The 24,126-nt window shown below is 69.1% G+C and carries 26 protein-coding genes; 9 read left to right on the forward strand and 17 right to left on the reverse strand.

The genetic code is table 11. The annotated features are described in order from the left end of the window. The first annotated feature begins 249 nt into the window (after positions 1–249). The 3 genes from JX005_RS08755 to JX005_RS08765 are packed head-to-tail and all read left to right on the forward strand — an operon-like array spanning position 250 to position 3,104. Complete coding sequence (locus tag JX005_RS08755; protein WP_246533702.1) at positions 250–1,263, forward strand: tyrosine-type recombinase/integrase; 1,014 nt, start codon at positions 250–252, stop codon at positions 1,261–1,263. After that, positions 1,256–1,603: a helix-turn-helix domain-containing protein gene (locus JX005_RS08760; RefSeq protein ID WP_214467095.1), complete on the forward strand. Its 348-nt coding sequence runs from the start codon at positions 1,256–1,258 to the stop codon at positions 1,601–1,603. Before JX005_RS08755 ends, JX005_RS08760 begins: the two co-directional genes overlap by 8 nt. After that, positions 1,596–3,104 carry a Fis family transcriptional regulator gene (locus tag JX005_RS08765; protein ID WP_214467096.1) on the forward strand — a complete coding sequence of 503 codons (1,509 nt, stop codon included), beginning with the start codon at positions 1,596–1,598 and terminating at the stop codon, positions 3,102–3,104. Before JX005_RS08760 ends, JX005_RS08765 begins: the two co-directional genes overlap by 8 nt. Before the next feature lie 60 nt (positions 3,105–3,164). Here the strand turns inward: JX005_RS08765 and JX005_RS08770 are convergent, their stop codons facing one another. The 3 genes from JX005_RS08770 to JX005_RS08780 form a co-directional block, all read right to left on the reverse strand. Next, positions 3,165–3,611, reverse strand: coding sequence for an HTH domain-containing protein (locus tag JX005_RS08770; RefSeq protein WP_214467097.1), 447 nt, complete (start codon positions 3,609–3,611; stop codon positions 3,165–3,167). A gap of 75 nt (positions 3,612–3,686) precedes the next feature. Continuing rightward, positions 3,687–4,280 (reverse strand): hypothetical protein, encoded by a 594-nt coding sequence (locus tag JX005_RS08775; RefSeq protein WP_214467098.1) that lies wholly within the window; start codon positions 4,278–4,280, stop codon positions 3,687–3,689. Positions 4,281–4,420: 140 nt separating this feature from the next. After that, positions 4,421–5,182, reverse strand: a complete 762-nt coding sequence (locus tag JX005_RS08780; RefSeq protein ID WP_307858537.1) for a phosphotransferase — start codon at positions 5,180–5,182, stop codon at positions 4,421–4,423. A gap of 46 nt (positions 5,183–5,228) precedes the next feature. Here JX005_RS08780 and JX005_RS08785 point away from each other — a divergent pair, with 46 nt between their 5' ends. Continuing rightward, positions 5,229–6,149, forward strand: coding sequence for an AEC family transporter (locus JX005_RS08785; RefSeq protein WP_214467099.1), 921 nt, complete (start codon positions 5,229–5,231; stop codon positions 6,147–6,149). 15 nt (positions 6,150–6,164) lie between these two features. On the opposite strand, the gene JX005_RS08790 is transcribed toward JX005_RS08785, so the two are convergent. The 3 genes from JX005_RS08790 to JX005_RS08800 are packed head-to-tail and all read right to left on the reverse strand — an operon-like array spanning position 6,165 to position 7,749. After that, positions 6,165–6,437 carry a DUF6510 family protein gene (locus JX005_RS08790; RefSeq protein ID WP_246533703.1) on the reverse strand — a complete coding sequence of 91 codons (273 nt, stop codon included), beginning with the start codon at positions 6,435–6,437 and terminating at the stop codon, positions 6,165–6,167. After that, positions 6,434–7,159, reverse strand: coding sequence for an FAD-binding oxidoreductase (locus tag JX005_RS08795; protein WP_214467173.1), 726 nt, complete (start codon positions 7,157–7,159; stop codon positions 6,434–6,436). Before JX005_RS08795 ends, JX005_RS08790 begins: the two co-directional genes overlap by 4 nt. Next, the gene (locus JX005_RS08800; protein WP_214467100.1) at positions 7,156–7,749 is read right to left on the reverse strand and encodes a sulfite oxidase-like oxidoreductase; all 594 of its coding nucleotides are present in this window, start codon (positions 7,747–7,749) and stop codon (positions 7,156–7,158) included. The genes JX005_RS08795 and JX005_RS08800 overlap by 4 nt, the downstream gene beginning before the upstream one ends. Positions 7,750–7,937: 188 nt before the next feature. Here JX005_RS08800 and JX005_RS08805 point away from each other — a divergent pair, with 188 nt between their 5' ends. Then, positions 7,938–8,498, forward strand: a complete 561-nt coding sequence (locus JX005_RS08805; RefSeq protein WP_214467101.1) for an HdeD family acid-resistance protein — start codon at positions 7,938–7,940, stop codon at positions 8,496–8,498. Between the two features lie 64 nt (positions 8,499–8,562). Here JX005_RS08805 and JX005_RS08810 read toward each other — a convergent pair whose 3' ends face one another. Together JX005_RS08810 and JX005_RS08815 are read right to left on the reverse strand one after the other, a co-directional pair. After that, complete coding sequence (locus JX005_RS08810; protein ID WP_214467102.1) at positions 8,563–10,551, reverse strand: S9 family peptidase; 1,989 nt, start codon at positions 10,549–10,551, stop codon at positions 8,563–8,565. A gap of 3 nt (positions 10,552–10,554) precedes the next feature. Next, positions 10,555–11,328, reverse strand: coding sequence for an SDR family oxidoreductase (locus JX005_RS08815; RefSeq protein WP_214467103.1), 774 nt, complete (start codon positions 11,326–11,328; stop codon positions 10,555–10,557). A gap of 45 nt (positions 11,329–11,373) precedes the next feature. Here JX005_RS08815 and JX005_RS08820 point away from each other — a divergent pair, with 45 nt between their 5' ends. The 4 genes from JX005_RS08820 (at position 11,374) to JX005_RS08835 (ending at position 14,109) form a co-directional block, all read left to right on the forward strand. Then, positions 11,374–11,862 carry an NfeD family protein gene (locus tag JX005_RS08820; RefSeq protein WP_214467104.1) on the forward strand — a complete coding sequence of 163 codons (489 nt, stop codon included), beginning with the start codon at positions 11,374–11,376 and terminating at the stop codon, positions 11,860–11,862. Then, on the forward strand, positions 11,859–12,815 hold the full coding sequence (locus JX005_RS08825) for an SPFH domain-containing protein (RefSeq protein ID WP_214467105.1): 957 nt from the start codon (positions 11,859–11,861) through the stop codon (positions 12,813–12,815). Before JX005_RS08820 ends, JX005_RS08825 begins: the two co-directional genes overlap by 4 nt. Next, positions 12,812–13,588, forward strand: a complete 777-nt coding sequence (locus JX005_RS08830; protein WP_214467106.1) for a glycerophosphodiester phosphodiesterase family protein — start codon at positions 12,812–12,814, stop codon at positions 13,586–13,588. The genes JX005_RS08825 and JX005_RS08830 overlap by 4 nt, the downstream gene beginning before the upstream one ends. A 137-nt stretch (positions 13,589–13,725) precedes the next feature. After that, the gene (locus JX005_RS08835) at positions 13,726–14,109 is read left to right on the forward strand and encodes an RNA polymerase-binding protein RbpA (RefSeq protein ID WP_214467107.1); all 384 of its coding nucleotides are present in this window, start codon (positions 13,726–13,728) and stop codon (positions 14,107–14,109) included. A 3-nt stretch (positions 14,110–14,112) separates the two neighbouring features. On the opposite strand, the gene lnt is transcribed toward JX005_RS08835, so the two are convergent. The 9 genes from lnt to JX005_RS08880 form a co-directional block, all read right to left on the reverse strand. Next, positions 14,113–15,693: an apolipoprotein N-acyltransferase gene (gene lnt / locus JX005_RS08840; protein WP_214467108.1), complete on the reverse strand. Its 1,581-nt coding sequence runs from the start codon at positions 15,691–15,693 to the stop codon at positions 14,113–14,115. A 37-nt stretch (positions 15,694–15,730) separates the two neighbouring features. Next, on the reverse strand, positions 15,731–18,244 hold the full coding sequence (locus JX005_RS08845) for a DEAD/DEAH box helicase (RefSeq protein ID WP_214467109.1): 2,514 nt from the start codon (positions 18,242–18,244) through the stop codon (positions 15,731–15,733). Continuing rightward, positions 18,241–19,002: a twin-arginine translocase subunit TatC gene (tatC, locus tag JX005_RS08850; protein ID WP_214467110.1), complete on the reverse strand. Its 762-nt coding sequence runs from the start codon at positions 19,000–19,002 to the stop codon at positions 18,241–18,243. Before tatC ends, JX005_RS08845 begins: the two co-directional genes overlap by 4 nt. A 66-nt stretch (positions 19,003–19,068) precedes the next feature. Beyond that, entirely contained in the window at positions 19,069–19,326 is a 258-nt protein-coding gene (tatA, locus tag JX005_RS08855; RefSeq protein ID WP_214467111.1) for a Sec-independent protein translocase subunit TatA, read from the reverse strand. 86 nt (positions 19,327–19,412) lie between these two features. Then, positions 19,413–20,375 carry a helix-turn-helix transcriptional regulator gene (locus JX005_RS08860; RefSeq protein WP_214467112.1) on the reverse strand — a complete coding sequence of 321 codons (963 nt, stop codon included), beginning with the start codon at positions 20,373–20,375 and terminating at the stop codon, positions 19,413–19,415. Then, the gene (locus JX005_RS08865) at positions 20,372–21,367 is read right to left on the reverse strand and encodes a helix-turn-helix transcriptional regulator (RefSeq protein WP_214467113.1); all 996 of its coding nucleotides are present in this window, start codon (positions 21,365–21,367) and stop codon (positions 20,372–20,374) included. Before JX005_RS08865 ends, JX005_RS08860 begins: the two co-directional genes overlap by 4 nt. Positions 21,368–21,423: 56 nt before the next feature. After that, the gene (locus JX005_RS08870) at positions 21,424–22,359 is read right to left on the reverse strand and encodes an FKBP-type peptidyl-prolyl cis-trans isomerase (protein WP_214467114.1); all 936 of its coding nucleotides are present in this window, start codon (positions 22,357–22,359) and stop codon (positions 21,424–21,426) included. 38 nt (positions 22,360–22,397) lie between these two features. Then, positions 22,398–23,402, reverse strand: a complete 1,005-nt coding sequence (locus tag JX005_RS08875) for a tRNA (adenine-N1)-methyltransferase (RefSeq protein ID WP_214467115.1) — start codon at positions 23,400–23,402, stop codon at positions 22,398–22,400. Then, on the reverse strand, positions 23,399–24,082 hold the full coding sequence (locus tag JX005_RS08880) for an HAD family hydrolase (RefSeq protein WP_214467116.1): 684 nt from the start codon (positions 24,080–24,082) through the stop codon (positions 23,399–23,401). The genes JX005_RS08875 and JX005_RS08880 overlap by 4 nt, the downstream gene beginning before the upstream one ends. Positions 24,083–24,126: the final 44 nt, after the last annotated feature.

The raw sequence follows: 24,126 nt of genomic DNA on the forward strand, positions 1-24,126 counted from the left end.
GCGCCGGTAAGGAAGTCCCGGTGGGCAGTGGATTCCAGGGGCGCGTGCCGCTTGGCGGGAAGGCATCGCTTGCATGTCATCACCATACCGGCGTAGGTTTCGTGCATTAGATGCAAGATTCCACGAACGGATGCAGATGGTCGAGCGAGTAAGCGGTGCCGTGCCTCGACTGTTCCGTGACCCGTCGTCCAGCTCTTTCGTGCCGACGAACGTGTCTTCGAGGGCATGCTTGAGGGGTGGCGCACACAGATGCTGGCGCGCGGCCTGGAGGTCAGCACGATCCGTCCCAAGCTCGCACTGGTCAAGCGATTCCAGGAGTATGCGGAGACGTTCCCGTGGCAGTGGTCGCCGGTTGACTTCGAGCAGTTCGCAAGCGAGCCAAAGGCCAACGGTGAGCCCCGCGCACGGTCGACGGTGCGGATGTATGCCGGCAGCATCGGTGAGTTCTGCAGCTACACGACCAATCCGGCCTACGGCTGGGTCGACTACTGCGAGGGCACGTTCGGCGACGTCCCGTCCCAGATCGTCTTCGACTGGAACTCGCCGCACCACACCTCTGACAACGCGGTCCCGGCATCGCGCCGCGCTCTCACTCGTCCCGAGCTTCAGACGCTCTTCGACCACATGGACGACGCCGTCGACCGCGAGTACGCCGCCGGCTCGAAGCGCTGGATGAGCCTGCTCAGAAACTCCGTCGCGTTCAAGCTCTGCTACGCCTTCGGCCTGCGCAAACGAGAGCTCGCGATGCTCGAGCTTGTGGACTTCGGCCCCAATCCTCACGTCCCGGCCTACGGCATCCACGGGGCGCTGACCGTGCGCTGGGGCAAAGGCACCGCCGGGTCAGGGCCACGACGTCGCACAGTCCTGACGGTGCCGGAGTTCGAGTGGGTGATTCCTCTCCTCGAGTTCTGGCTCTCCCCTGGCCAGCGAGATCGCTTCCCGAAGGCAGAGCGCGGAACGGCGCTATGGCCCAGCGAACGTCAAGCTCGGGTCGGGCTGAGCACCTTCGGCAACGCCTTTGTGAAGGCTCGAGCCGAGGCCGGCCTCCCGGCCGGGCTGGGCCTGCATTGCCTACGTCACTCGTATGTCACCCACCTGCTCGAGGCCGGCTACGACCCGACCTTCGTGCAAACCCAGGTCGGCCACCAGAACGCCTCGACAACCGGCATCTACACGAGCGTCTCAGCCGACTTCAAGCAGAAGGAAGTCCACCGGATGATTGCGCAACGTGCCGCACAGCTGCAGGAGGACCGAAGTGCCTGAGCACCGCCGCATCGGCTACAACTGGCATCTCCGGCAGGTGATGGCACAGAGAAACCTCTGGAAGAGCACAGACCTCATGCCCCTGCTGAAAGCACGCGGGATCTCACTCTCAGAGAGTCAGGTCTGGCGTCTCGTCACCGGGACCCCCGAGCGAATCCCCGCACGAACGTTTGCCGCCCTCTGCGACATCCTCGACTGCACTCCCAACGAGCTGTTCGAGCCCGTCGTTGAGATGCGCGCCGCCACCCGCGTGAATGCACCGGCCGCCGGTGAAGACCCGCTGGCATCGCGCCCTGAGACCATCTCTCACCGGGTCCGGATCGTCGAGGACGATGGCTAGACCCAAGAGCGCCGAGGACCCCGAACTTCACCCCGAGCCCTGCGGCCGCTGCGGCGAGCACCGCGCCCTCGCCGTCCGCTGGCCAGACGGGAAGGTCTGCCAGAACTGCCGGCGCAAGGCGATTCGAACAATGGGACGCTGCGTCGAGTGCGGGCACGAGGGTGTCTTGCCGGGAGTGTCCGCGGACGGACCTACCTGTCGTAACTGCTCAGGGATCACGCTGAATGTCGACTGCGTCCGTTGCGGTAAGGAGGACGAGCTCTACTCCGGCGGCCGCTGCTGGCGATGCACGCTCAGCGACCTCGTCGACGAAACCCTCGCCCACCCGGCCACCGGCACCATCCCACCCTCGCTTACGCCCCTGGCCGCCGGTTTGAAGCAGATGGAGCGGGCCAACAGCGGCCTCACCTGGCTGCGCCAGCCGCACGTCCAGACGTTCCTGCGCACCCTCACCTGCACCCCCACGACGCACGAAGCGCTGGATCAGCTGCCGCCCTCCGCAACGCTCGATTACGTTCGAGCTCTTCTCGTCGAACACTGCGCGCTCCCCCGTCGCGACGAATACCTCGCCACCTTCAACCGGTGGCTCACCGGCGTCCCCGACCGTCTCCTCAATCATGACGACCGGGACATCCTGCTGCGCTACGTCCGCTGGGATCACCTGCGAAAGATGCATCAGGAGGCCCCGATTTCCCGCGGGATGTTCCTGCGCAGCAAGCAGAGCATCACCGTCGGCGTCGAGTTCCTCAACTGGCTCGCCGAGCGAAAAGTCGACCTCCAGGATCTGTCGCAGAGCGACCTTGACGACTGGGTCGCCGGCGGAAAAACCACGCGCCTCGTCGCAGACCGATTCCTCAACTGGGCCCGCCGCAGCCGGCTCGTCAACACCGACCTCAAGATGGCCCGACACCGCCGCGGGACAGCGTCCAGGATGAGCCTCGCAGAGCAGCGTCAGGCGAACGCCGACCTCTCTGACGCCGATGCGGTGGACCTCCGGGACCGCGCCGCGGGCGTCCTCGTCCTGGTGTTCGGCCAGCGCGTCGAGGACATCGTTCGACTTACCTGGTCGGACGTCACCATTACCCGGGAGAGCGTTACCATCAGGCTCGCCGGAATGTCGCTGCCAATCCCGAGTCCCTTCGACGACCTTTGGCGACAGCTCCGTCAGACGCCACGACATCAGCAGACCGCGGCACACCCGAACAGCACCTGGATCTTCCCCGGCCAGAAGCCGGGTCAACCCGTCAACCCAGACCATCTCGCCAACCGACTACGACAGCATCTTCAAGTCCGCGCCGCGCGACTCGGCGCGCTCAACGAACTCACCAAGCTCGCCCCGGTCACTATCGCCGCGGAAGCGCTTGGCTACGCCACGACCACCCTCGAACGACACAGTGTCGACTCCGGCGCCACATACGCCCGATACATCGCCACCGTGAAGGCCATGGGAGGAGCTCCCCTCCCCCGCGAAGCCGCAGCAGGTTCACACAAGACCAGTTAGTACACGGTTTCGTTCACTGTGCGGACTAGTAGCACTGGTACGGGGCCGATTTGTGAACGACTACCGAGCGCGAGCCTGGCTGACAGCGTTGATGAGGTAAGACGCTCTGAGAGCAAGTGTGTACTTCGTCTCAAGCGGGACCGCAACAGGATTGTCCATAGTCAGACTCAGCTCCTGGATCCCAACACCGGTCAGCCGAGACACATTCTGGAGGGAGAGCCCGCAGTCGGAGATCAGCGCGACGAGAATCCCCTGAAGACGTTCATCGTCATCGATCTCAAGTCCGTAGGCCAGCTGCGAGACGAGGATCGATACGCGTGCGTTCTCGTCTGCCGAAAGCGCCTGTTCGTCTACCCTCAGTCCGGATGTGCTCGAAGGGTCGGAGAGCAAAGCCGCTAGCTTCCCAGGCTCGATCCGGGTCATAGCATGCAGAGCGCCTTCGGTGATCTGTTCGTCTTCGAGGAGCCGCCGCAGCTCCCCCACGATTTCCTGACCGTGAGTTGTCATGCGTCCATGCTTTCTGTATTCCAGTTCGGGGGGAAGGCCTGCCATGTGGAACGGCGGGCCTTCCCGCTCCTCGGTCTAGCGCCTGTAGGTGTAGAGCGTATTATTCGGCCCTGTGACGGCGCAGGGCACACCCCAGATGTTGGAAGCGGACCCTGAGAGAGTCCCCGAATAGCGGTGACCGTTCAGCTTGCTTGTCGGAGCCGATCCCGAGAAGCCGACCGCTGGATTGCCGCCCCCGAACAGCCCGGTGGTCAGGTCGGTGATGGAGAACGACCCGAAGAAGCTGGTGGCGCAAGGCGCGCTCACGAACCAGTAGTAGACGCCATTGCTGGCGTTCACCGTGATCGTTCCTCCGTTGCCCGTGTAAACCGCCTGAGGCGAAATCGCGCCCGACCCCCGCTTCGGCTTGACGGCCTGCATGCTGAATGTCACCGTCTCCCCTTCGTCCAGCGTTACCTTCTGCCCATTCACCGTGAGGTCGTAAGCATCGTCGCCGACCGGCTCGGCTGCCGCAGCAGCGGGCGCCGTCAGACCGATTGACATCAGGACTGCTAGTGCGGCGACCGCGACACCGAGGACACCGTTGGAGCGAGCCCTTCCTCTGAGACGCCCAGGGCGGGCGGCAGCCGAGGCGTCGATTCCTTCGGAGAGCTTCACGCTGATTTTCACGTTCAGAGACCCTTCTGAGAGACGAACCCGATGCGGACTACATCGGGCGGAACCCTTATCCAGTCTTGATACTCCCAGTCCCACACCACGGGGTATGTAGGCACTTCGGCGGACACCACCACTGTCAACTCAGTACGCACTCACACGAGCGTTTGCCAGTCGCTGAGCCCACTGGATGGCAGGCGCAGAGCCGCGGCATCCCGCTCGTACATCGCCGCGTGCTCCAGGAAGTCGGCACGGCCGGTCTCCTGAGCACGACGGCGCGTGAACGCCGCGAGATCGTCCAGTCGCGCGACCGCGGCGTCGATGACTTCGCGGTCGCTGTACGTCGCGTCGTACGCCTCGATCAGCTGCGCGAGTCGTCGATCGAGGTCCAGCCCGTCGGCGCTTGTCGCGTCCTCAGCGAAGGGCACGATCCGGTACGCCAGGTACGCCAGGTCCCACAGGCGCGATCCCGGCGACGCGAAGTCGAAGTCGATCACACCGGCAAGCCGCTCGTCCCGCACGATCAGGTTGTACGTGGCGAAGTCGTTGTGGCAGATCACCTCGGCCGGCTCGCGACGCGGAGAACGCCAGATCAGAGCGTCATCGGCGACCAGAGGCTCGCTCGCGTCGTGGATCCGCCGCAGCAGGCGCCCGGCGGCGATGAGAACGCCGTCCGACCACTGGACGTGCGGCGGAGCATCCGTCAGCACGACTCCGTCGAGGAAGCTGAGGATCTCGCGGCCCTGCGCGTCGACGCCCAATGCTTGCGGCACCCCGTCGACGCGGGCATCCGCGAGTTCGTCGAGCAGCCTGTGGACTGCCGGCGTCCAGGGTCCGGTCGCACGGCGGACGGTGTCCCCGACGCGCACGACCGGTTCCATGTTGCCGCCGCTCAGCGTCTCCTCGGTGCCGTCCACGGGTCCCACCGTACTGACCCTCCGCACGCCGCCGTAGGCTCGAGGGGTGCTGGAATCGCTCACCGGGTTCGTCGTCGTCGGCGTCGCGATCCTGGTGGGCTGGATCATCGGCCGCATCGATCTGCTCGGCGAGCACGGCCGTCCGGTGCTTGCGCGGCTCACCTTCTTCGTGCTCTCCCCGTTCCTGCTCTTCGTCGTGCTCGCGCAGGCCGACGTGCGCACGCTCTTCTCGGCCCTGCTGCCCGTGTCGGCCATCGCCGCGGTCGCCATGATCGCGGTGTTCACCCTGGTCGCCCGGTTCGTCTGGAGACGGTCGATCGGCGAGACGGTGATCGGCGCTCTGAGCGCCGGCCAGGTGAACTCCAACAACATCGGCATCCCGCTGTCGCTGTATCTCCTCGGCAGCGCGGCGTATCCGGCGCCGGTGATCCTGCTGCAGCTCCTGGTCTTCACGCCCATCACCATGGCGATCCTGGATGCCGTCACCTTCGGCCGCGCGACGCTGTGGCGCTCCATCGTGCGCACGGCGACGAACCCCATCGTGCTCGGATCCGTCCTCGGCACCCTCGTCGCCGTCAGCGGGATCGAGTTGCCGCCCATCGTGCTCGAGCCCGCCGTGCTCCTCGCGAACGCGTGCGTGCCGGTGCTCCTGATCAGCTACGGCATGTCGCTCGTCGGTCAGCGCGTGCTCGCACCCTCGGGTCGGCGCCGCGACATCATCCTCGCGACCGCGCTCAAGCTGGTGGCGATGCCGGTGGTGGCGTGGGCGTTCGCCGAGTTCGTCTTCGGCCTGAGCGATCAGGACGTGCTGGTGGTCGTCGTGCTGGCGGCCCTGCCGACGGCGCAGAACGTCTTCAACTACTCGCAGCGATACGACGTCGGCGAGACGATCTCACGCGACACCGTATTCCTGACGACGGTGGGGTGCCTGCCGGTGCTGATCGCCGTCACCCTGCTGCTCAGCTGATCGGCGACGCCTGCCTCACCCGTCGGAGAGCTCCCGCAGCATCCCGATGACCACCCGGGTGCGCCCGTCGCCGCGCAGCACGGTGAACAGCGTGTGCGTGCACGACCGGCAGCGCACGATGCCCGCCGTGTCGTCGAGCTCCACGACCGTCTCCGCCAGCGGCCCCGCGGCTCCGCATCCGCCGCACACCGCCGTCATCACGGTGATCTCCCCCGCCAGCAGGTCGCCCATCATTCCGGCCAGGGCGTTGCCGTCCACCGTCGACGTCGCGTTCTCCGCGCGCATCATGCACCCCCGAATCGTTCGGTCTTGACCTTCGCAGCCGGGTGGCCGAGTCGCACCAGAGCGTCGGCGACGTGCTCGACGAAGCCGGTCGGTCCGCAGACGAACACCGTCGGCTGCTGCCCCGCCGGCCACACGGCTTCGCGGATCGCCGCATCGTCCAGCCGCCCGACGCGGCCGGTCCATCCTTCCGGCGCTCCGCGGGTGTACGCCCACGACACCGGCACTCCCCCGTCGGCCGCCGACCGCGCCAGCTCATCACGATAGATCGCGTCCTGCGCGCGTCGGACGGAGTACAGAAGGCGGAAGGATGCCGCGGCCGAGGCATCCCGAGCCGCTCGCGCCATCGCCATCAGCGGCACGATCCCCGAACCGCCCGCGATGAGCTGCACCGGCCCCTCTCCCCCGGCGCGCCAGACGAAGTAGCCGCCGAGCGGCCCCTTCACCTCGAGCTCGTCACCGGGGAGCACGTCGCGGACGAGGTACGGCGAGACCTCGCCCTCGGGGATCTCATCGACCGCGAGCTCGATGTCGGGGCCTGCGCCGTACGAGCCGAGCGAGTACGAGCGCTCGGCCTGGTAGCCGTCCTCGGCGGTGAGCCGGATGTCGACGTGCTGGCCGGCGTCGCTGCCGGGCCAGTCCTCCACGGCAAGCCGAAGCACACGGGCGCTCGGCGTCGCCTGCTCGACCGCCGTGACCCGGGCGGGCCGCCAGCCGCCGACGATCACCAATACCGCTCCTCGGTCCAGGGATCCCCGTGCATGTTGTAGCCGTTCTGCTCCCAGAATCCGGGCTCGTCGCGATCCATGAGCGTGAGGCCGCGCACCCACTTCGCGCTCTTCCAGAAGTACAGGTGCGGCACGAGCAGCCGCGCGGGTCCGCCGTGCTCAGGATCGAGCGGTGCGCCGTCGAATTCGAAGGCCACCCACGACCGTCCGCCGAGCAGGTCCTCCAGCGGGATGTTCGTCGTGTACCCGCCGTACGAGTGCGCCATCGCGAAGGCAGCGTCGGTATCGACGTGCTCGAACACCGTGTCCAGCGACACCCCGCGCCACGACGTCCCGAGCTTCGACCACCTCGTCACGCAGTGGATGTCCGTCGAGACGTCCTCGATCGGCAGGTCCCAGAACTCGTCCCACGTCCAGGAGACGAGGTCACCCGATTCGTTCCGCACGTCGAACGACCATTCCGCGGTGTCGACGCGCGGTGTCGGACCGGCGGAGAGCACTGGGAAGTCCTCGGTCAGGTACTGCCCCGGTGGAAGGTTCGGGTCGCTCTCCCGACGCCGTGCACCGAAACCCCTGGAGAAAACGGCCATGGTCTGCCCTTCGTGTCGGACTGCGCGCACGCTCACCGTATTACGAGGGACCTTCAGCGCGCGAGGCCTGGCCGGCTTTCGCGTACACGGCCGAGTCCGCGACACGGAGTGTTCATGACGGCGATCTTCGACCTCGGGTCTAAGCTCTGACCGCAGGTTAACAGCAAACTCCCAGAAAGGGCACTCGCATGTCCACAGCATCCGCGGCCGAGAAGTCGGCCGTCAACGGCATCCGCACCGCGCTCGGCATCGGCGGCGTGCTCGCGGTCATCGTCGGCATCCTCATCCTGGCGTGGCCGGGCAAGACCGCCATGGTCGTCGCCGCGATCATCGCCATCTACGCGATCGCCGCCGGACTCGTCTACGCGGGTCTCGGCATCTTCTCCAAGAGCAAGGGAGGCTGGGCGCGGATCGGACACATCGCACTCGGCGTCCTCTTCATCATCGCGGGTGTCGTCGCGCTGATGAACCTCGGCCAGACGACGGCCTGGCTGGCCGTCTTCATCGGCATCCTCGTCGGCATCATGTGGATCATCGAGGGCATCGTCGCACTGTCGACCCTCGGTGACGCCCGGTCGAAGGTCTGGTCGATCATCTTCGCGGTCATCAGCATCATCGCCGGTATCGTGCTGCTCTTCTCGCCGCTGTGGGGCGCCGCCATCCTGTGGTGGCTGCTCGGCATCGCACTCATCGTGCTCGGCATCATCAACGTCGTCCGCGCCTTCACGTTCGGCAAGAACGACCTCTGAGTCGCGACTCGCACGGAGAAGGGCCCCGGGAGCATCCCGGGGCCCTTCCTCGTGTCGCCGGCGTTCAGCCGACCGGAAGGTGGCGCGCCCACCAGTCGAGCACCGCGTCGAACCGCTGCACGCGGTGGCGCGGCTGGCCCGAGCGCGTGAGCTCGTGGTTCTCGCCGGGGAAGACGAGCATCTCCGCCTCGGTGCCGGACCGCTTGAGCGCCGCGTAGTACCGGGTGGCCTGCTCGAGGGGGCAGCGGAAATCGAGCTCCGAGTGGATGACGAGGGTCGGCGTGGTGACCTGGTCGACCACCGCCATCGGACTCTGCCGCGCGATCGACTCGGGGTCGATGCCGACGTACTCGTCGCCGAAGAAGGTGCCGATGTCGCTCGTGCCCTGGAAGGACACGGGATCGAGGAATCCGCGCTCGACGATGGCCCCGGCGAACCGGTGGTCGTGCGCGATCACCCACGCCGTGAGGTAGCCGCCGTACGAACCGCCCATGACGCCGACGCGGTCGCCGTCCAGACGCGTGTCGGACGCGATCGCGCCGTCGAGGAAGTCGATGACGTCGGCGTAGTCGACCGTGCCCATGGCCTGGCGGATGCTGCGCCCGTGCGCGCGACCGTAGCCTGCCGAGCCCCGCGGGTTGCTGTAGACGACGGCGTAGCCCGCGTCGACCAGCACCTGCGTCTCATCGAACAGGTGGACGCCGTACGACGCGTACGGCCCGCCGTGGATCTGCAGGATCACAGGGAACGGGCCGTCGCCCTCGGGGACGGCGACCCACCCGTGCACCGGGTATCCGTCGCGGCCGTCGATCGTGAACTCGCGAGGAGCGATGATTCCGGATGCCGCGGCCCGCGCCCCGAATGCCGTCAGGGTGCGATCGGTCCCGTCCTCGACGAGCACCAGCTCGCCATAGGAGTCGGGCCGGGCGACGGCGGCGACGATGCGGTCGCCCGCGGCGTCATGACCCGCCACCTCGACGTCGCCGCCGAGCACCTCGACCAGCTCGCCCGCGCGGGACACGCGCAGCAGCCGGACCCGCCCGCGGGTGCGGTCCTGCACGAGGAAGTCGTCGCCGACCGGCGTGATGTGGCTGCCGACCTCGCCGAGATCGATCGACTCGGCGTCCGTCAGGCGCCGGGGACCACCGCCCTCGAGGATCCACAGCCCCACGCCGGGAGCGATGAAGTCGATCCCGTCCGCACCGACCTCGTGGCCGAGCAGCGCGACGGCGCCGTCACCGGCCACCTCGAGGCCGTACAGCGACAGACCCGCGTCGACCCCGAGCACCTCTCGCTGCCCAGATCCGTCGACCGCGACGGCGACCACGCGCGTGCGCAGGTCGCGCCGGGCAGGCTCGATCTCGTCGACAGCGGTCAGCACCTCGGTGCCGTCGGCTGAGAAGACCACGCCGCCGTGCGACGCGGTGCCCTCCGTCAGCTGACGCGCCTCTGCTGCGACCGTCTGCTTCTTCGGCGGCGTCGCGTCGTCGTCGTGCACAGCCGGCGCCGGCTCGTAGAAGGGCTCGGAGTCGGTCGCCGGAGCGGCCACGACGAAGACGTGCGACGGGCGGTCGCCGATATACCCGAGGCCGTTGGCGTGCCAGCGGATGCCGGTGATGTGGCGCGGAGCCTCGGCCGAGGCATCCAACCCCTCCACACTGCCGTAACGGCCCTTCTCGGGAACCCGTGCAGCGAAGGCCAGCGTGCGTCCATCGGGTGACCACGCGAAGCCCTCGACACCCAGAGTGGCGTCGGTCGCCTGCACCGGCTCGCCGCCGGCCGCCGCGACGACCCAGACCTGGGCCTTGCCCTTGCCGTCGGCGCGCACGAAGCCGAGCGTCCGCCCGTCGGGCGACAGCCGGGGCGAGGAGTCGGCGGTGCCGCGCGTCAGCCGGCGCGGGGTGCTGTCGGGCAGCTCGACGCGCCAGAGCTGTCCGACGGCGCGGTTGGCTTCGAGGTCGGGCCGCGATGCGGCGAACACGGCGAAGGAGCCGTCGGGCGCGATGACGGGCCGACCGACCGAGACGAGCGTGTCGATGTCGTGTGCGCGCACGCGTCACTCCCCCGCGAAGGAGCTCGTGTCGCCCACGAGGCGGGTGTTGTCCGCCGGGACGGGGTCGAGGGCGGCGGAGGCCACCTCGGCGGCGAACTCCGACACGTTGTAAAGCTTGCCGGCGTCGTCACGGCGGGCGGCGATGGCCCCCGGGTTCGCGCGCTCCAGCAGGGTCGCGGTGATCGTGCCTTCGATCATGTCGCCGGACACGACGACGAACTCGATGCCCCGCTCGGCCAGCGCCGGGATGCGGTCGCGCAGCGCGTCCTCGCCGGCGCGCTTCGAGAGCGCCACCGGCTCGTACTCCGGCATGGTGGCGGTGGTGCGGATGAAGTGGGCCTGGTGGCTCGTCACGAACACCACGCGCGATCCCTCCCCGAGGAGGGGCATGGCCGTCTCGAGCACGCGCACCTGCGCGTCGCGGTTGAGCTGCAGGGCGTAGTCCTCGGCCATCCCCGACTCCATGCCGCCGGAGGCGTTGAGCACGAGGATGTCGAGGCCGCCGAATGCGCGGGCGACCTCGTCGAACATCGCCTGAACCGATTCCGGATCGGTGAGGTCTGCGCCGACCACGAGCACCTCGACGCCGAGCGCGCGCAGCTCGGTGGCGAGCTTCTCGGCGCGCGGAGCCTTGTTGCGGTAATTGATGACGACGTTCGCGCCCGCCTCGGCGAGATAGCGCACGGTGTCGGCTCCGATACCGCGCGAAGAGCCGGTCACGAGTGCGGTCTTGCCGCTCAGCGAACCGGCAGGAAGCGTGGGGGATGTCTCAGTCACGCCCTCGACCCTACCTGGTAGGTTCGAAGCTCAAGGAGGCACATCGTGGAGCTCATCCAGACGATCGAAGACTGGGCCTGGATCGGGTGGCTGGTGCTGATCCTGGCCTTCCTGGTGATCGAGATGCTGACGCTCGATTTCACCTTCCTGATGCTGAGCATCGGCGGTCTCGCGGGCCTCGGCTCGGGCCTGCTGGGTGCGCCGATCTGGCTGCAGGTGATCGTCGCCGGCGTCGTGGCCGCGGTGCTCGTCCTGTTCCTCCGTCCGCCCCTGCTGCGCCGCCTCCGCCGCGGCGAGGATCCCACGAAGTCGAACGTCGACGCGCTCATCGACCTTCACGGTCGCGTGCTCGCGACGGTGAGCAGGCACGGCGGCCAGGTCAAGCTCGCCAACGGCGACGTGTGGACCGCCCGCTCCGACGCCGGCGAGCTCGAGCCGGGCACCCCCATCCACGTCACCCGCATCGACGGCGCCACCGCCGTCGTTCGCTCCGACGCCCCGACCGCATTCCCCACGGAGGACCCCCGCGCATGAGCGACCTCGACAACCTGATCCCCACCACGGTCGCCTGGCTCCTCGCGATCGCGGTCTTCATCTTCGTGCTGGTCGTGCTCGTCCGCTCGATCCGGATCATCCCGCAGGCCAGTGCCGGAATCGTCGAGCGCCTCGGCCGCTACCACAAGACGCTCAGCCCGGGCCTCAACCTCCTGGTGCCGTTCGTCGACCGGCTCCGGCCGCTCATCGACATGCGCGAGCAGGTCGTGTCGTTCCCGCCGCAGCCCGTCATCACCGAGGACAACCTCGTCGTCTCCATCGACACGGTCGTGTACTTCCAGGTCACCGACGCCCGCGCCGCGACGTACGAGATCGCCAACTACCTGGGTGCCGTCGAGCAGCTCACCACGACCACTCTGCGAAACGTCGTCGGCGGTCTCAACCTCGAAGAGGCGCTGACCAGCCGCGACAACATCAACGGCCAGCTGCGCCTCGTCCTCGACGAGGCGACGGGCAAGTGGGGCATCCGGGTCGGACGCGTCGAACTGAAGGCGATCGACCCGCCGCACAGCATCCAGGACTCGATGGAGAAGCAGATGCGCGCGGAGCGCGACCGCCGCGCCCTCATCCTCACCGCCGAGGGCACCAAGCAGTCCGCGATCCTCACGGCCGAGGGTCAGCGCCAGGCCGAGATCCTCAAGGCCGAGGGCGACAAGCAGGCCGCGGTGCTGCGGGCGCAGGGTGAGGCGGAGGCGATCCAGACCGTCTTCGACGCCATCCACATCGGAAACCCCGACGACAAGCTGCTCGCCTACCAGTACCTGCAGACGCTGCCCAAGATCGCCGACAGCGCATCGAGCAAGCTCTGGATCATCCCGAGCGAGTTCACCGAGGCGCTCAAGGGCCTGAGCGGCTCGTTCCTCGGCGGCGCCGCCGGCGCAACGAGCGACGCGCCCCGGCCGCGGCAGGGCGTCGAGCCTCCCGTTCCGTGACGCATCCCTGGTTCGAGGGCGCCCGCACCCCGCGGGTCCTCGCGCACCGGGGGCTGGTGGCCGCGGAGGATGCCGCGCACGGCGTCGTGGAGAACTCCTTCGCCGCCGTCGCCGGTGCACACTCGGCGGGCGCCGAATACGTCGAGTCCGACTGCCACGTGACCTCCGACGGAGTGGTGGTGCTGTTCCATGACGACGACCTCTCCCGCGTGACGGGCGATGCACGTCTGGTCTCGGCGATCACCTCGACGGAACTCGGCGAGCAGATGGCGGACCGCGGCGGACTGATCACTCTGGCGCAGGCGCTGGAGACCTTCCCGACCCTCAGGTTCAACCTGGACGTGAAGGCCGAGGCTGCCGCTGTGCCCGTCGGTCGTCTGGTCGCGCCGCACGGGGAGCGCGTCCTGCTCACCAGCTTCTCCGACCAGCGACGGCGCACCGCTCTGGCGGCGGCCGAAGCGGCGGCACGGGGCATCCGTCCCGCGACGTCGGCCGGGTCTGCGACGATCGGCCGCCTTCTCGCCGCCCTCGCCGTGAGGTCGGACCGCCTCGTACGGCGCGCGCTCGACGGCGTCGACGCGCTGCAGATCCCCGAGCGGCAAGGGCGCCTGCGGGTCCTCACGCCGAGGCTGATCAGCGCGGCCCACCGGCACGGCGTGGAGGTGCACGTGTGGACCGTCAACGAGCCCGACGACATGCGCAGGCTCGTGGGCGCCGGGGTCGACGGCGTCGTCACGGATCGGGCCGACGTGGCGCTGCGCACGCTCGCCTGACCGGGTCGCGCGCGGCGGCGCCCGAACCAGCACTCCCCCGCTGTGCATCCACTGTGAAAGGCGCTCGCGCAAGCCCCTTTCGGATGATCCCCCCAGGTCGCTTGGTTATACCTATACAGCGACGAGAGGACCACAAAATGGCAGACCGCAGTTTGCGCGGCATCCGACTCGGCGCCCAGAGCCTACAGAGCGAAGAGGGCGTCGTGTTCCATGAACGTGCACAGCACATCTACACGTGTACGTCCTGCGGACGAGACACGACACTGACTTTCGCGGCCGACGCCGAGGTTCCCCCGGCGTGGGAGTGCCGCACCTGTGGTGCGGAGGCGCTTCTGCGCGTCGGCGAGGGCACCGCGACGGTCGACCACTCGGGTGACAAGATCCCGCGCTCGCACTGGGACATGCTCCTCGAGCGCCGCACCCTTCCCGAGCTCGAAGAGCTCCTGGAGGAGCGCCTCGCCTACGTCCGCGCCCGCCGCGGCGCCGGTGAGGACGTCACCCTCGACAAGATCAGCGCCTGACGCTCAGTCAGCCGCCTGCGCGACGCCGGTTCCCATGGGAGCCGGCGTTCTCGCGTCCCGGCGGCCGACGACGCTCACCGCGGCGCCGAGGGCGATGAGTGCGATCAGGCTCCCCCAGCCGAGCAGCGCCTGCACCCACGCGCCGGCGATCACCGCGGGCGTGAGCCCGGTTCGCAGCGGTACGTCGTTCAGCATGTGGCCGGCCTCCCCCGCCGGCAGCCCGTCGATGGTCGTGCCGTCCGGGGCGATGACCTGGCTGGTTCCGACGGTCGACAGGTTCACGACCGAGCGTCCGGTCTCGATGGCGCGCATGCGTGCGAACGCCAGCTGCTGCAGATTCTCGTCGGTGTCGCGGAAGTCGGCGTTGTTCGTCTGGAACATGTAGAGCTCGGCGCCGTCCTGCGCCCCCGCCCAGATCACCTCGTCGTAGATGACGTCGAAGCAGATCGCGAGCCCCACGCCGATCCCGTCCAGGTCGAGGAGCGGCGCGTTGGTGCCGGGCGTGTACTCGCGCTGGATCAGTCCGATCAGGTCGGGCGCGAGGCTCTCGTAGAACCAGCGATCCGGCACGTACTCCCCCATCGGGACCGGGTTCGACTTGTCGTGGTACTGGACCACGCCCTCCCCGCTCTTCCACAGCATGGAGGTGTTGAACATGTCGTCGCCCCGCGTGGTCGCCGCGTTGACGATGAGCGGCGCGTCGATCCGCTCCGAGAGCGCATCGAGGGTGCGCGCCGTGCTCTCGTTCGTCGTCGGATCGGAGTCGATGCCGCCCTCCGGCCAGAGCAGCACGTCCAGATCCTCGTCGAGGAGCGGAGCGGATGCCTCGAGCTGCGCGTTGAGCACATCGTTGCGGTCACGGGGGTCGAAGTAGCCGGACGGTCCGTTGCCCTGGGCGCTGCCCACCCGGAGCGTGCCGGCGGAAGTAGTCGGGAAGGCGGGCACCAGGACGAGCAGCGCGGCCAGGCCGATCGCCGGGAGCGCGGTGCGGACGTCGCGGAGCCGCGCGGCGCGGCCCCACTCGATGGCCGCTGCGGTGAACGCCACCATGAGGAACGTGAGGCCGGCGACGCCCGTCCACGAGGCGATGTGCGCGAGCGGGCTCTCGGACTGGCTCATGCCGATCCTGGCCCACGGGAAGCCGGTGTAGGGCCAGGAGCCCATGAACAGCTCACGGGCCGTCCACAGCCCGCCCACGAGCAGTGGCAGGGCGATGAGCGACGCCCATCGCGACGGGAGGAGCCGCGGCATCCAGCGATACGCCAGTGTCAGCAGGATCGACCCGACCGCCATGAACACCGTCTCGATGCCGGCGAGGGCGAACCACGGGACGATGCCGAGATAGCGCGTGATCCACATGATGTGGATCAGGTAGAACGTGGCGCCGAACACGAATCCGACGAGCAGCGCACCCCACACCGAGCGCCCGATGAGCGCGACGAGCGAGAGGCCGACGCCGACGAAGGCGAGCGGCCACCAGCCGACGGACGGGTAGGCGAGGTCGAGGATCGCACCTGCGGCGACGGACGCGACGACGGCGGCCCAGAGGGGCAGGAGCGGGCGCGGCGCGGCGGCGAGAGGCACGTGAATACCCTAAGCGGCGGGAACTGGACGGCCGCTGTCAGACGGCCGAGTAGGCGACGATCCCGCGGCGGACCGACTCCAGCGCCTTGCGTGCGGTCGATGCGAGCGGAGCGTCGGCAACGATCGACAGCTGGTCGAGGAGGTCGATGGTCTGCTTCGACCAGCGCACGAAGTCGCCGGCCGCCATGTCGGCCTCGCTCAGCACGCGGTCCAGCATGGCTCCGCGGGCCCACGAGTGCATCGCCTGGGCGAGTCCGGCAGCGACGGGCTCGGATCCGGGCAGCCGATGCTCGCGCTCGAGGTCGTCGAGCCGCTGCCACAGGTCGAGGGTCTCGGTGAACGCGGTGCGGAACGGCCCGCGCGGCAGGCCGCGCTCGCCCGGCCCGGCGTCGTCGCGCCGCGGCTCGTACACGAGACAGCAGGCGAGCGCGGCGAGCGACGGGGCGTCCAGGTCCTTCCACAGGCCGCGCCGCAGCGACTCGGCGACCAGGAGGTCGCGCTCGCCGTAGATCCGGCGCATCGTGCGGCCGGAGGGCGTGAGCGTGGTCACGCCGTCGTCGTCGATGCGGACGTAGTCGAGTTCGTCGAGCACGTCGACCACGCGGTCGAAGATCCGGGCCACCGTGCCCGTGCGGGTGTCGATCTGCTGGCGGATCTTGTCGACCGTCCGCCGGAGCTTCCAGTAGCGCTCCGCCCAGCGGGCGTGCTTCTCGCGGTCGGGGCACTGGTGGCACGCGTGGCGCTGCATCCGCTTGCGCAGGCTCGTGATCTGGCGCTGGCGCTCATCGCGCGTGCGCCGCGAGGCGCCGGCGTCCTTCCGGTTCAGCTTCTCGAGGTCGCTGAGCTCGCGCCGAATGGACGAATACTCGGCGAAGTCGCCGCGGTCGCACGTCATCGCCTGCTCGTAGCCGGCGAGCGACTCCTCCTGCTCGCGCACCTGGCGAGCGAGCCCGACCACAGCACGGTCCGCCTGGAACTGCGCGAACGAGGACTCGAGGATCTCGCGGGCGCGCGCTCGGCCGAACTGGTCGATGAGGTTGACGGCCATGTTGTACGTCGGCCGGAAGCTGGAGTTGAGCGGATAGGTGCGCCGCGAAGCCAGCGCGGCCACAGCCTGCGGGTCGAGCCCCTCGGTCCACTGGATGACCGCGTGCCCCTCGACGTCGATGCCGCGCCGGCCCGCACGACCGGTGAGCTGGGTGTACTCCCCCGACGTGATCGCGACGCGGGCTTCGCCGTTGAACTTCTCGAGCTTCTCGAGCACGACCGTGCGTGCCGGCATGTTGATGCCGAGGGCGAGCGTCTCGGTCGCGAAGACGACCTTCACGAGCTTGCGCTGGAAGAGGTCCTCGACCACCTCCTTGAACGCGGGCAGCAGACCGGCGTGGTGCGAGGCCACTCCCCGCTCGAGGTTGTCGAGCCACTCCCAGTAGCCGAGCACGGCGAGGTCCTCGTCGTGGAGGCTCCGCGTGCGCTCCTCGACGATCGCGCGGATCTCGCTGCGCTCCTCCTGCGAGGTCAGTCGCACGCCCGCGCGGCGCACCTGCTGCACCGCGGCGTCGCAGCCGACGCGGCTGAAGATGAAGAAGATCGCCGGCAGCAGGTTGGCGCGCGCCAGCAGCTCGACGACGTCCGGCCGGTCGAGGCGCTCGATGCGCTGCACGTTGGCGGACCGCACCGGGCGCTTCCCACCGCGGTTCGGTCGGCGTCGGGATGCCTCGTACCCAGCTTGCCGGGAACTGTTCGCAGCCTGCACGCGGTGGTTGCGCTCGTAATTCGCACCCTTGAACGACCGGATGCGCATGAGCTCCTGGTTCACCTGGGCGGTGGCGATACCGGCGCGGTCGTCGAACAGCGGCAGCAGATCGCCCCGCACGAGCACATGCTGCTCCAGGGGCACCGGCCGCGTCTCGGACACGATGACCTCGGTGTCGCCGCGGACGGTGTCGAGCCAGTCGCCGAACTCCTCGGCGTTGGAGACGGTCGCCGACAGCGAGATCAGCTTGACGCTCGGCGGCAGGTGGATGATGATCTCCTCCCACACCGCGCCGCGGAAGCGATCGGCGAGGTAGTGCACCTCGTCCATCACGACATACCGGAGGCCGCGCAGCGCGGGAGAATCCGCGTAGAGCATGTTGCGGAGGACCTCGGTCGTCATGACGACGATCCGTGCGCTGCCGTTGATGTTCGTGTCTCCCGTGAGCAGGCCCACCTCGTCGGGGCCGTACACGTCCTGCAGCTCACGGAACTTCTGGTTCGAGAGCGCCTTGATGGGCGTCGTGTAGAACGCCTTGTCGCCGTATCCGCCGACGGCCGGCTCGCGCATCGCGAGATGCACCGCGAACTCGCCGACGATGGTCTTGCCCGCCCCGGTCGGTGCAGCGACCAGGACGCTGCGGCCCTCCTCCAGGGCGCGGCATCCGGCGATCTGGAAGTCGTCGAGAGTGAAGCGCTGGGATGCCGCGAACGCGGCCGTGATCGGATGACTCCGGTCGAGTGCGGCGGCCGCCTGCGCTCGGGCGTAACGCTCGGACGGACCGGGGCCGGTCATACCGCGGCCTCGGGCGGAAGGTACTCCGCGTCGCGCTTGGCCTTGCGGCGATCGAACAGCAGGGACAGCCCCGCGGCGGCGAAGAAGAGCACCACGAGGATGCCGGCGAGCATGAGCATGCTCACCACGTCGGCGGCCGGCGTCGCGAGGGCGGCGAAGATGACCGAGATGAGCACGGCGACGCGCCAGCCCTTCAGAATGGCGCGGCCGGACATGACGCCCGCGAGGTTCATCGCCACGAGGAACACCGGGAGGATGAAGGAGACGCCGACGACCACGAGCAGCTTGAAGACGAAGTCGTAGTAGAACAGCGCGTCGTAGAACTGTGCGCCGCCCTGCGGCACGAAGGTCGCCATGAGCTCCACCACATGCGGCATGATCAGCAGCCCCACGTAGCAGCCCGCGAAGAACAGCGGGATCGCCGCCGCCATGAAGCCGACCGTGTAGCGGACCTCCTTGCGGGTGAGCCCGGGCATGATGAACGCCCAGATCTGCCAGATCCACACCGGCGCAGAGATCAGGATGCCGATCGCGAACGCGATCCGAAGCCGCATGTCGAACGGGCCGGTGATGGTCTGGTACATGAACTCGACCCTGCCCTCCTCGCCCTGCGTCTCCGCGACGACGCGGATCGGATCGGTGATGAGGTAGATGACGGGGTCGGTGATGAAGAACGCCACCACCATGCCCACGACCAGGGCGAGGGCGGCCCACATCAGGCGCCGGCGGAGCTCCACCAGGTGCTGCCCGAGCGACATGCGCTTCTCACGCCGCGTCGGGTCGGGCCCTCCTACGCGCGGCGGCCCCGCTGTTGCCACAGCGGGTCAGGGCTTGGATTCGGCGCTACCGCCGGCGTCCGTCCGGATCTCCGTCGACGGAGCCTCGACCGAGGCGGCGGTGGGCGCCGAGTCGGCGTCGGTCTTGGACGTGTCTTCGTCCTTCATCGCCTTCATCTCACCCTTGAAGACGCGAGCGGACTGACCCATGCTCTTGGCCAGCGCAGGCAGCTTCGCCGCGCCGAACAGCAGCAGGATCACAGCGAGGATGATCAGGAAGTGCCACCCCGTGAGGCCTTGCAGCATGTCGATTTCCTTTCGGCGGGTCCGGATTCAGTGTAACCCGCCCCGGCGCGGCGAAGCGCGCCCGGCGGAACGTGTCGGCGGAGGGGTCATCGGTACTGACTCAGACCGGCCTCTGCCCACTCGGCGGCGGCGCGACGTGCGGCGGCGGGCTCGAGGACCTCCACTTCGCCGCCCCGCTTCGCCACGAGCCGGCGCAGGCTGTACTCGTCGGCCACGCGCATGGTGGCGACGGTCACGCCGTCCGCCGTCTGCAGCGACGCGCGGTCGAGGTAGTCGCCGAGCAGCGGACCCACGGCTTCGTCGAACCGGATGCGGACGACCATGTCGCCCTCGCCGGACTGGAACCACCCTCCGGCCGGCTCCCCCGCGTGCGTGATCGGGATGTCGGTCAGCTCCAGCTCGCTCACGCGGTCGAGGTGGAACGTGCGCATCGCCTCGCGCAGATGGCACCACCCCTGCAGGTACCACTGGCCGTCGGCGATGTGCACCTTGACCGGGTCGACGGTGCGCGTGGTGGGCGCGGCATCCGGGGCCTTGTAGGTGAACGAGACGGCGACGCCGCGTCGGAGCGCGGAGGCCACCGCGTCGCGGACGGTGTCGACCGGACCCGGTGCGACGATCACCTCCGCCGGGGCGCTCGACGCACCGCGCGCGAGCTTGCCGAGGAGTCCTGTGAAGAGGTCGGTGTCGCCCACGCCCGGGATGGTGCGAGCCAGCTGCAGCCCGGCGAGGAGAGCGGCCGCCTCGCGCGCTGTGAGCTTCGGAGACCGTTCGAGCCCGACGGAGTTGGTGATGACGATGAGATCGCGCTGATCGAGCAGATCCCAGTCGATGTCGAAGAGGTCGTTCGCCATCTGCCAGTAGCCGCCGTCGCCGGGCAGCCCGATCACGGTCAGCTTCTCGACCATCGAGCGCATCTGGTCGGGGCTGACGTCGAACTCGTCGGCCGCCTCCGCGACGGAGACCTCGCCCTTGCCGATCAGGTACGGCACGAGCTGGAGCATCAGTGCGGCGCGATCGGTCGCGACGAGAGAGCGCCGGACGGTCATGAGATCTCTCCGTTGACGTCGCGAGCGGCAGCGAGCCGCTCGATCACCTGGTCGCGCAGTTCGGCGGGCTCGACGACGCGAACCTCCGGTCCGTACGACGCGAGTTCATCGGCGAAGATGTGGATGTCGACGTAAGGGACGCGGATCCCCTGTTCCGCCGGCTGCGCGCGACGTGCCAGCCGCAGGGCGGCCTCGGTGCCGGGATTGACCTCGAGGAGCGACGTGCTGCGCGCGGCGAGGTCGTCGAGCCCGCGCAGCGCCCGCTCCCCCGCGCCTTCGCGAAGGGCCGGATCGAAGGTCTCGCGCGTCGCGGCGACGGGTCCGACGATCCTCGACAGGAGGAACGTGCGATCCGCCTGCACGTCGAGGTCGATGCCGAACACGTGCCAGCGAGCCTCGTAGTCGACGAGCGCGAGCGGCTGTACGCGCCGCGTGCGGGGCGCCGCCTCTCCGGGCTTGAGGTACGGGAATCGCACGACCCGGCTCTGCTCGATGGCGCGCTGGAGGTCGGGGAACGACGGCTCGCGCAGGCTGATGCGCGGCGAGTAGCCGATGATCGGCTCGTCGACGGGGATGCCCAGGGCGCGGATCTTCCGCAGGCCGCTGCGGGCGTCGTCGGACATGGAGCTCTCGCTCCACACGCCGCCGGCGAGGTTCAGCAGCGCCAGCTCGGCGGGGGTGAACTCGATGTCCTCGGGGAGGGCGTACTCCGCAGTCGGAACGCGATAGCGGGCCTCGCGGAGGTCGTCGGGGTCGGCCCAGTCGCCGATCGTCTCGATCGGGACGCCCAGGCCCCGGAGGCTCTCCTTGTCGCGTTCGAACATCTTCTCGAGCGCGTCCTTCGACGCGCCGGATTCGCTCTGCTCGCGGTAGCCGGCGACCGAGGACAGGATGGTGTCCTTCGTCAGCCCCTGGTCGGTGGCCATGAGGGCCACGACCAGGTTGACGAGCCTCTCCTCGGGAGGAGACTTGGCAGGGGCGTTCGCGGGCACCCCATCATCCTAGGGTCGGCAGCCGCCGCCTCGTCGGTGCGGGCGGGCGGATTCGCCTACTGCGCGGCGCTCGCGTCCACGCCGAGGATGTCGAACACGAAGACCGTCGCCTGGTCGGTGCCGCTCTGCTCGGCGGGCACGACGACGAGCACCTGCGACCCGACGGTCTGACCGACCAGCGCCTCCGAGAGGGCCGGGTCGGCCTGCAGGGTGATCGACTCGGGCTGCGCGTCCCACGTGTTCTTCACCGGGTCGGTCTCGCCCCACGGCACGCCGAGCGCGTGGACGCGCACCGGCTGCTCGCCCGTGACGACCTCGCCGTCGCCCTTCTTGATGGTCTGCACCACGAGCTCGTCCGGGGCGTCGCCGCCGGGGATGATCAGTCCCGGGTGGCCATCGGGCGTGCGGACCACCGTGGGCAGCCCCGTTCCGCTGTTGAACTGGTTCGCGCCGTCGGCAGCGCCGAGGTAGACCTTGTGGACGTCGATCACGGCCACCGCGGACTCGTCTTCCGCCAGGCCGATGCTCGCGGCGGCTTCGGCCTCGATGGCTTCGGGGGGCATCGACACGACGATCCGCGACCCCTCGGACGCGCACTGCAGCGCCTCCTCCCAGGACGGGAACGTCTGCGTGATCTGCGGCATGCCCAGCACGTTCGACAGGTCGCCGGAGTACGGGCTGGCGACGATGGTCTCGCCGGTCTCGCCCGAGATCAGAGTGAAGTCGATCACGACGAGCTGGTCGTCGCGGGTGATCACGGCATCGCCGGTGCCCTGCTCCAGGACCGCCGACGAGCCGTCGGTGGTGTGGAACGGGGTGTACAGCTCGACGTCGGGAGCCGTGCCCACCTCACCGCTCACGTCGACGACGTCGAGGAGCTCGGCGTCGGAGACGACCTGGGAGCAATCGGGGTTTCCGGGGAGCAGCGAGCAGCCGGCGAGGCCGACGGTCGCGAGCCCGAGGATCGCGAGGGCAGCGGGGATCTTGCGCACCGCAACAGTCTAGGCGGCATCGCGAGACGCGCCGCGCGCTACTCGCCCCGCGGGTCCTCGGAGCCCTGGGCGGCCTGACGCGCGCCCTCAGCGGCCCGCTGCGCCTCGCGCACGCGCTTGCGGAGATTCTTGTCGGTGATCTGCCGGTCGCCCACCGCCCCCGGCGTCCACAGCTCGACGTCCTCGTCGCCGTAGCTGGTCTTCGAGGCGCGGCGCTTGACCTCGGGCGGCACGGCACCGGGCGCCAGTCGCCGGGCGGAGATCAGGAAGCCGGTGTGCGCCACCATCCTGTGGTCGGGCCGCACGGCGAGGCCCTCGACGTGCCAGCCGCGGACCATCGTCTCGCTGGCCTCGGGCTCGGTGAACAGCCCGGTGCCGCGGAGGTACTCGGCCACGCGGCTCAGCTGCGTCGCCGTGGCGACGTAGCAGAGCACGACTCCGCCGGGCGTGAGGGCGTCGGCGACGACGTCGACGCACTCCCAGGGCGCCAGCATGTCGAGCACCACGCGGTCGACGGACGCCGGGGCGACGGCATCCGGAAGCGACTCGACGAGGTCGCCGACCACGACGCTCCAATGCGCAGGGGTCTCGCCGAGGTACGTCTCGACGTTCGCCTGCGCGACGTCGGCGAACTCGGGCCGGCGCTCGAACGAGATCAGCCGGCCCTCAGCCCCCATCGCGCGCAGGAGCCAGAGCGACAGCGCGCCCGAGCCGACGCCCGCTTCGACGACCACGGCTCCGGGGAAGACGTCCGCCTCGGCGATGATCTGCGCGGCGTCCTTCGGATAGACGATCGCGGCACCGCGCGGCATCGACATGACGAAGTCGCGCAGAAGCGGACGCAGCGCCAGATACTCGTGCCCGCTGCTGTTCGCGACGACGGAGCCGTCGGGCTGGCCGACGAGCTGCTCGTGCTTCAGCACGCCGTGATGCGTGTGCAGCTCGCCCCCCTCGCGCAGCGTGATCGTGTGCAGGCGGCCCTTCGGTCCGGTGAGCTGCACGCGGTCGCCGAGGCGGAACGGTCCGCTGGGTCGTTCGGTCACTGGGCGGCCTCCTTGGCACGGTGTTCGGCATGGAAGGATGCCACGTCCTGCGCGGTGCGCCCCTCGAGGGTCGGCCACACGGCGTGCGCACCCGCCCCGGCGATAGACACCATCAACGGGACGCCGATCGTGGCGGCGCCCGACGCGACGGCGGAGCGCAGCCCGTTCGGGGAGTCCTCGATGGCGACGACCTCGTCGGGCGTCACGCCGAGGGCCTCGCACGCCTGCAGATACGGGTCGGGGAAGGGCTTGGGTCGGGTGGAGTCGTCGCCGGCGATGACGACGTCGAACGCCTCGAAGTCGATGAGGTCGACCACGGTGCGGGCCATGCGCCGCATGGACATCGTCACCAGCCCGGTCTTGATGCCGGCCGCCCGCAGACTCGCGAGCAGCTCGCGCGCGCCGGGACGGAACGGCACTCCGGTCTCGCCGAGCTGCCGCATGACATCGTCGGTGAGGTGGTCGATGATCGCGTCCACGCTCATGCGCACCCCGGCGTTCTGGAAGATGCGGGCGGAGTCCTCCAGCCCGAGGCCCACCAGCGCGAGCGCCTGCTCGTGCGACCACGTTCCGCCGAAGCGCTCGACCAGCGGGGTCTCGGCGGCCATCCAGTAGGGCTCGGTGTCGACGAGGGTTCCGTCCATGTCCCACAGGACGGCGGACAATGACGGGGCACTCACCGCTCCATGCTACCCAGGGGCCCGCGACCGCTTCGCCCGGTCCG

The organism is Microbacterium flavescens (genome assembly GCF_018588945.1).
Classification (GTDB): domain Bacteria; phylum Actinomycetota; class Actinomycetes; order Actinomycetales; family Microbacteriaceae; genus Microbacterium; species Microbacterium flavescens.

Excerpts from the sequence above, each read along its gene's own strand:
- tatC (WP_214467110.1), bottom strand. The coding sequence starts at position 19,002 with ATGTCGCTCGGGCAGCACCTGGTGGAGCTCCGCCGGCGCCTGATGTGG.
- JX005_RS08835 (WP_214467107.1), top strand. The coding sequence starts at position 13,726 with ATGGCAGACCGCAGTTTGCGCGGCATCCGACTCGGCGCCCAGAGCCTA.
- JX005_RS08800 (WP_214467100.1), bottom strand. The coding sequence starts at position 7,749 with ATGGCCGTTTTCTCCAGGGGTTTCGGTGCACGGCGTCGGGAGAGCGAC.
- JX005_RS08805 (WP_214467101.1), top strand. The coding sequence starts at position 7,938 with ATGTCCACAGCATCCGCGGCCGAGAAGTCGGCCGTCAACGGCATCCGC.
- JX005_RS08770 (WP_214467097.1), bottom strand. The coding sequence starts at position 3,611 with ATGACAACTCACGGTCAGGAAATCGTGGGGGAGCTGCGGCGGCTCCTC.
- JX005_RS08845 (WP_214467109.1), bottom strand. The coding sequence starts at position 18,244 with ATGACCGGCCCCGGTCCGTCCGAGCGTTACGCCCGAGCGCAGGCGGCC.
- JX005_RS08765 (WP_214467096.1), top strand. The coding sequence starts at position 1,596 with ATGGCTAGACCCAAGAGCGCCGAGGACCCCGAACTTCACCCCGAGCCC.
- JX005_RS08860 (WP_214467112.1), bottom strand. The coding sequence starts at position 20,375 with ATGACCGTCCGGCGCTCTCTCGTCGCGACCGATCGCGCCGCACTGATG.
- JX005_RS08790 (WP_246533703.1), bottom strand. The coding sequence starts at position 6,437 with ATGATGCGCGCGGAGAACGCGACGTCGACGGTGGACGGCAACGCCCTG.
- JX005_RS08755 (WP_246533702.1), top strand. The coding sequence starts at position 250 with ATGCTGGCGCGCGGCCTGGAGGTCAGCACGATCCGTCCCAAGCTCGCA.
- tatA (WP_214467111.1), bottom strand. The coding sequence starts at position 19,326 with ATGCTGCAAGGCCTCACGGGGTGGCACTTCCTGATCATCCTCGCTGTG.
- JX005_RS08825 (WP_214467105.1), top strand. The coding sequence starts at position 11,859 with ATGAGCGACCTCGACAACCTGATCCCCACCACGGTCGCCTGGCTCCTC.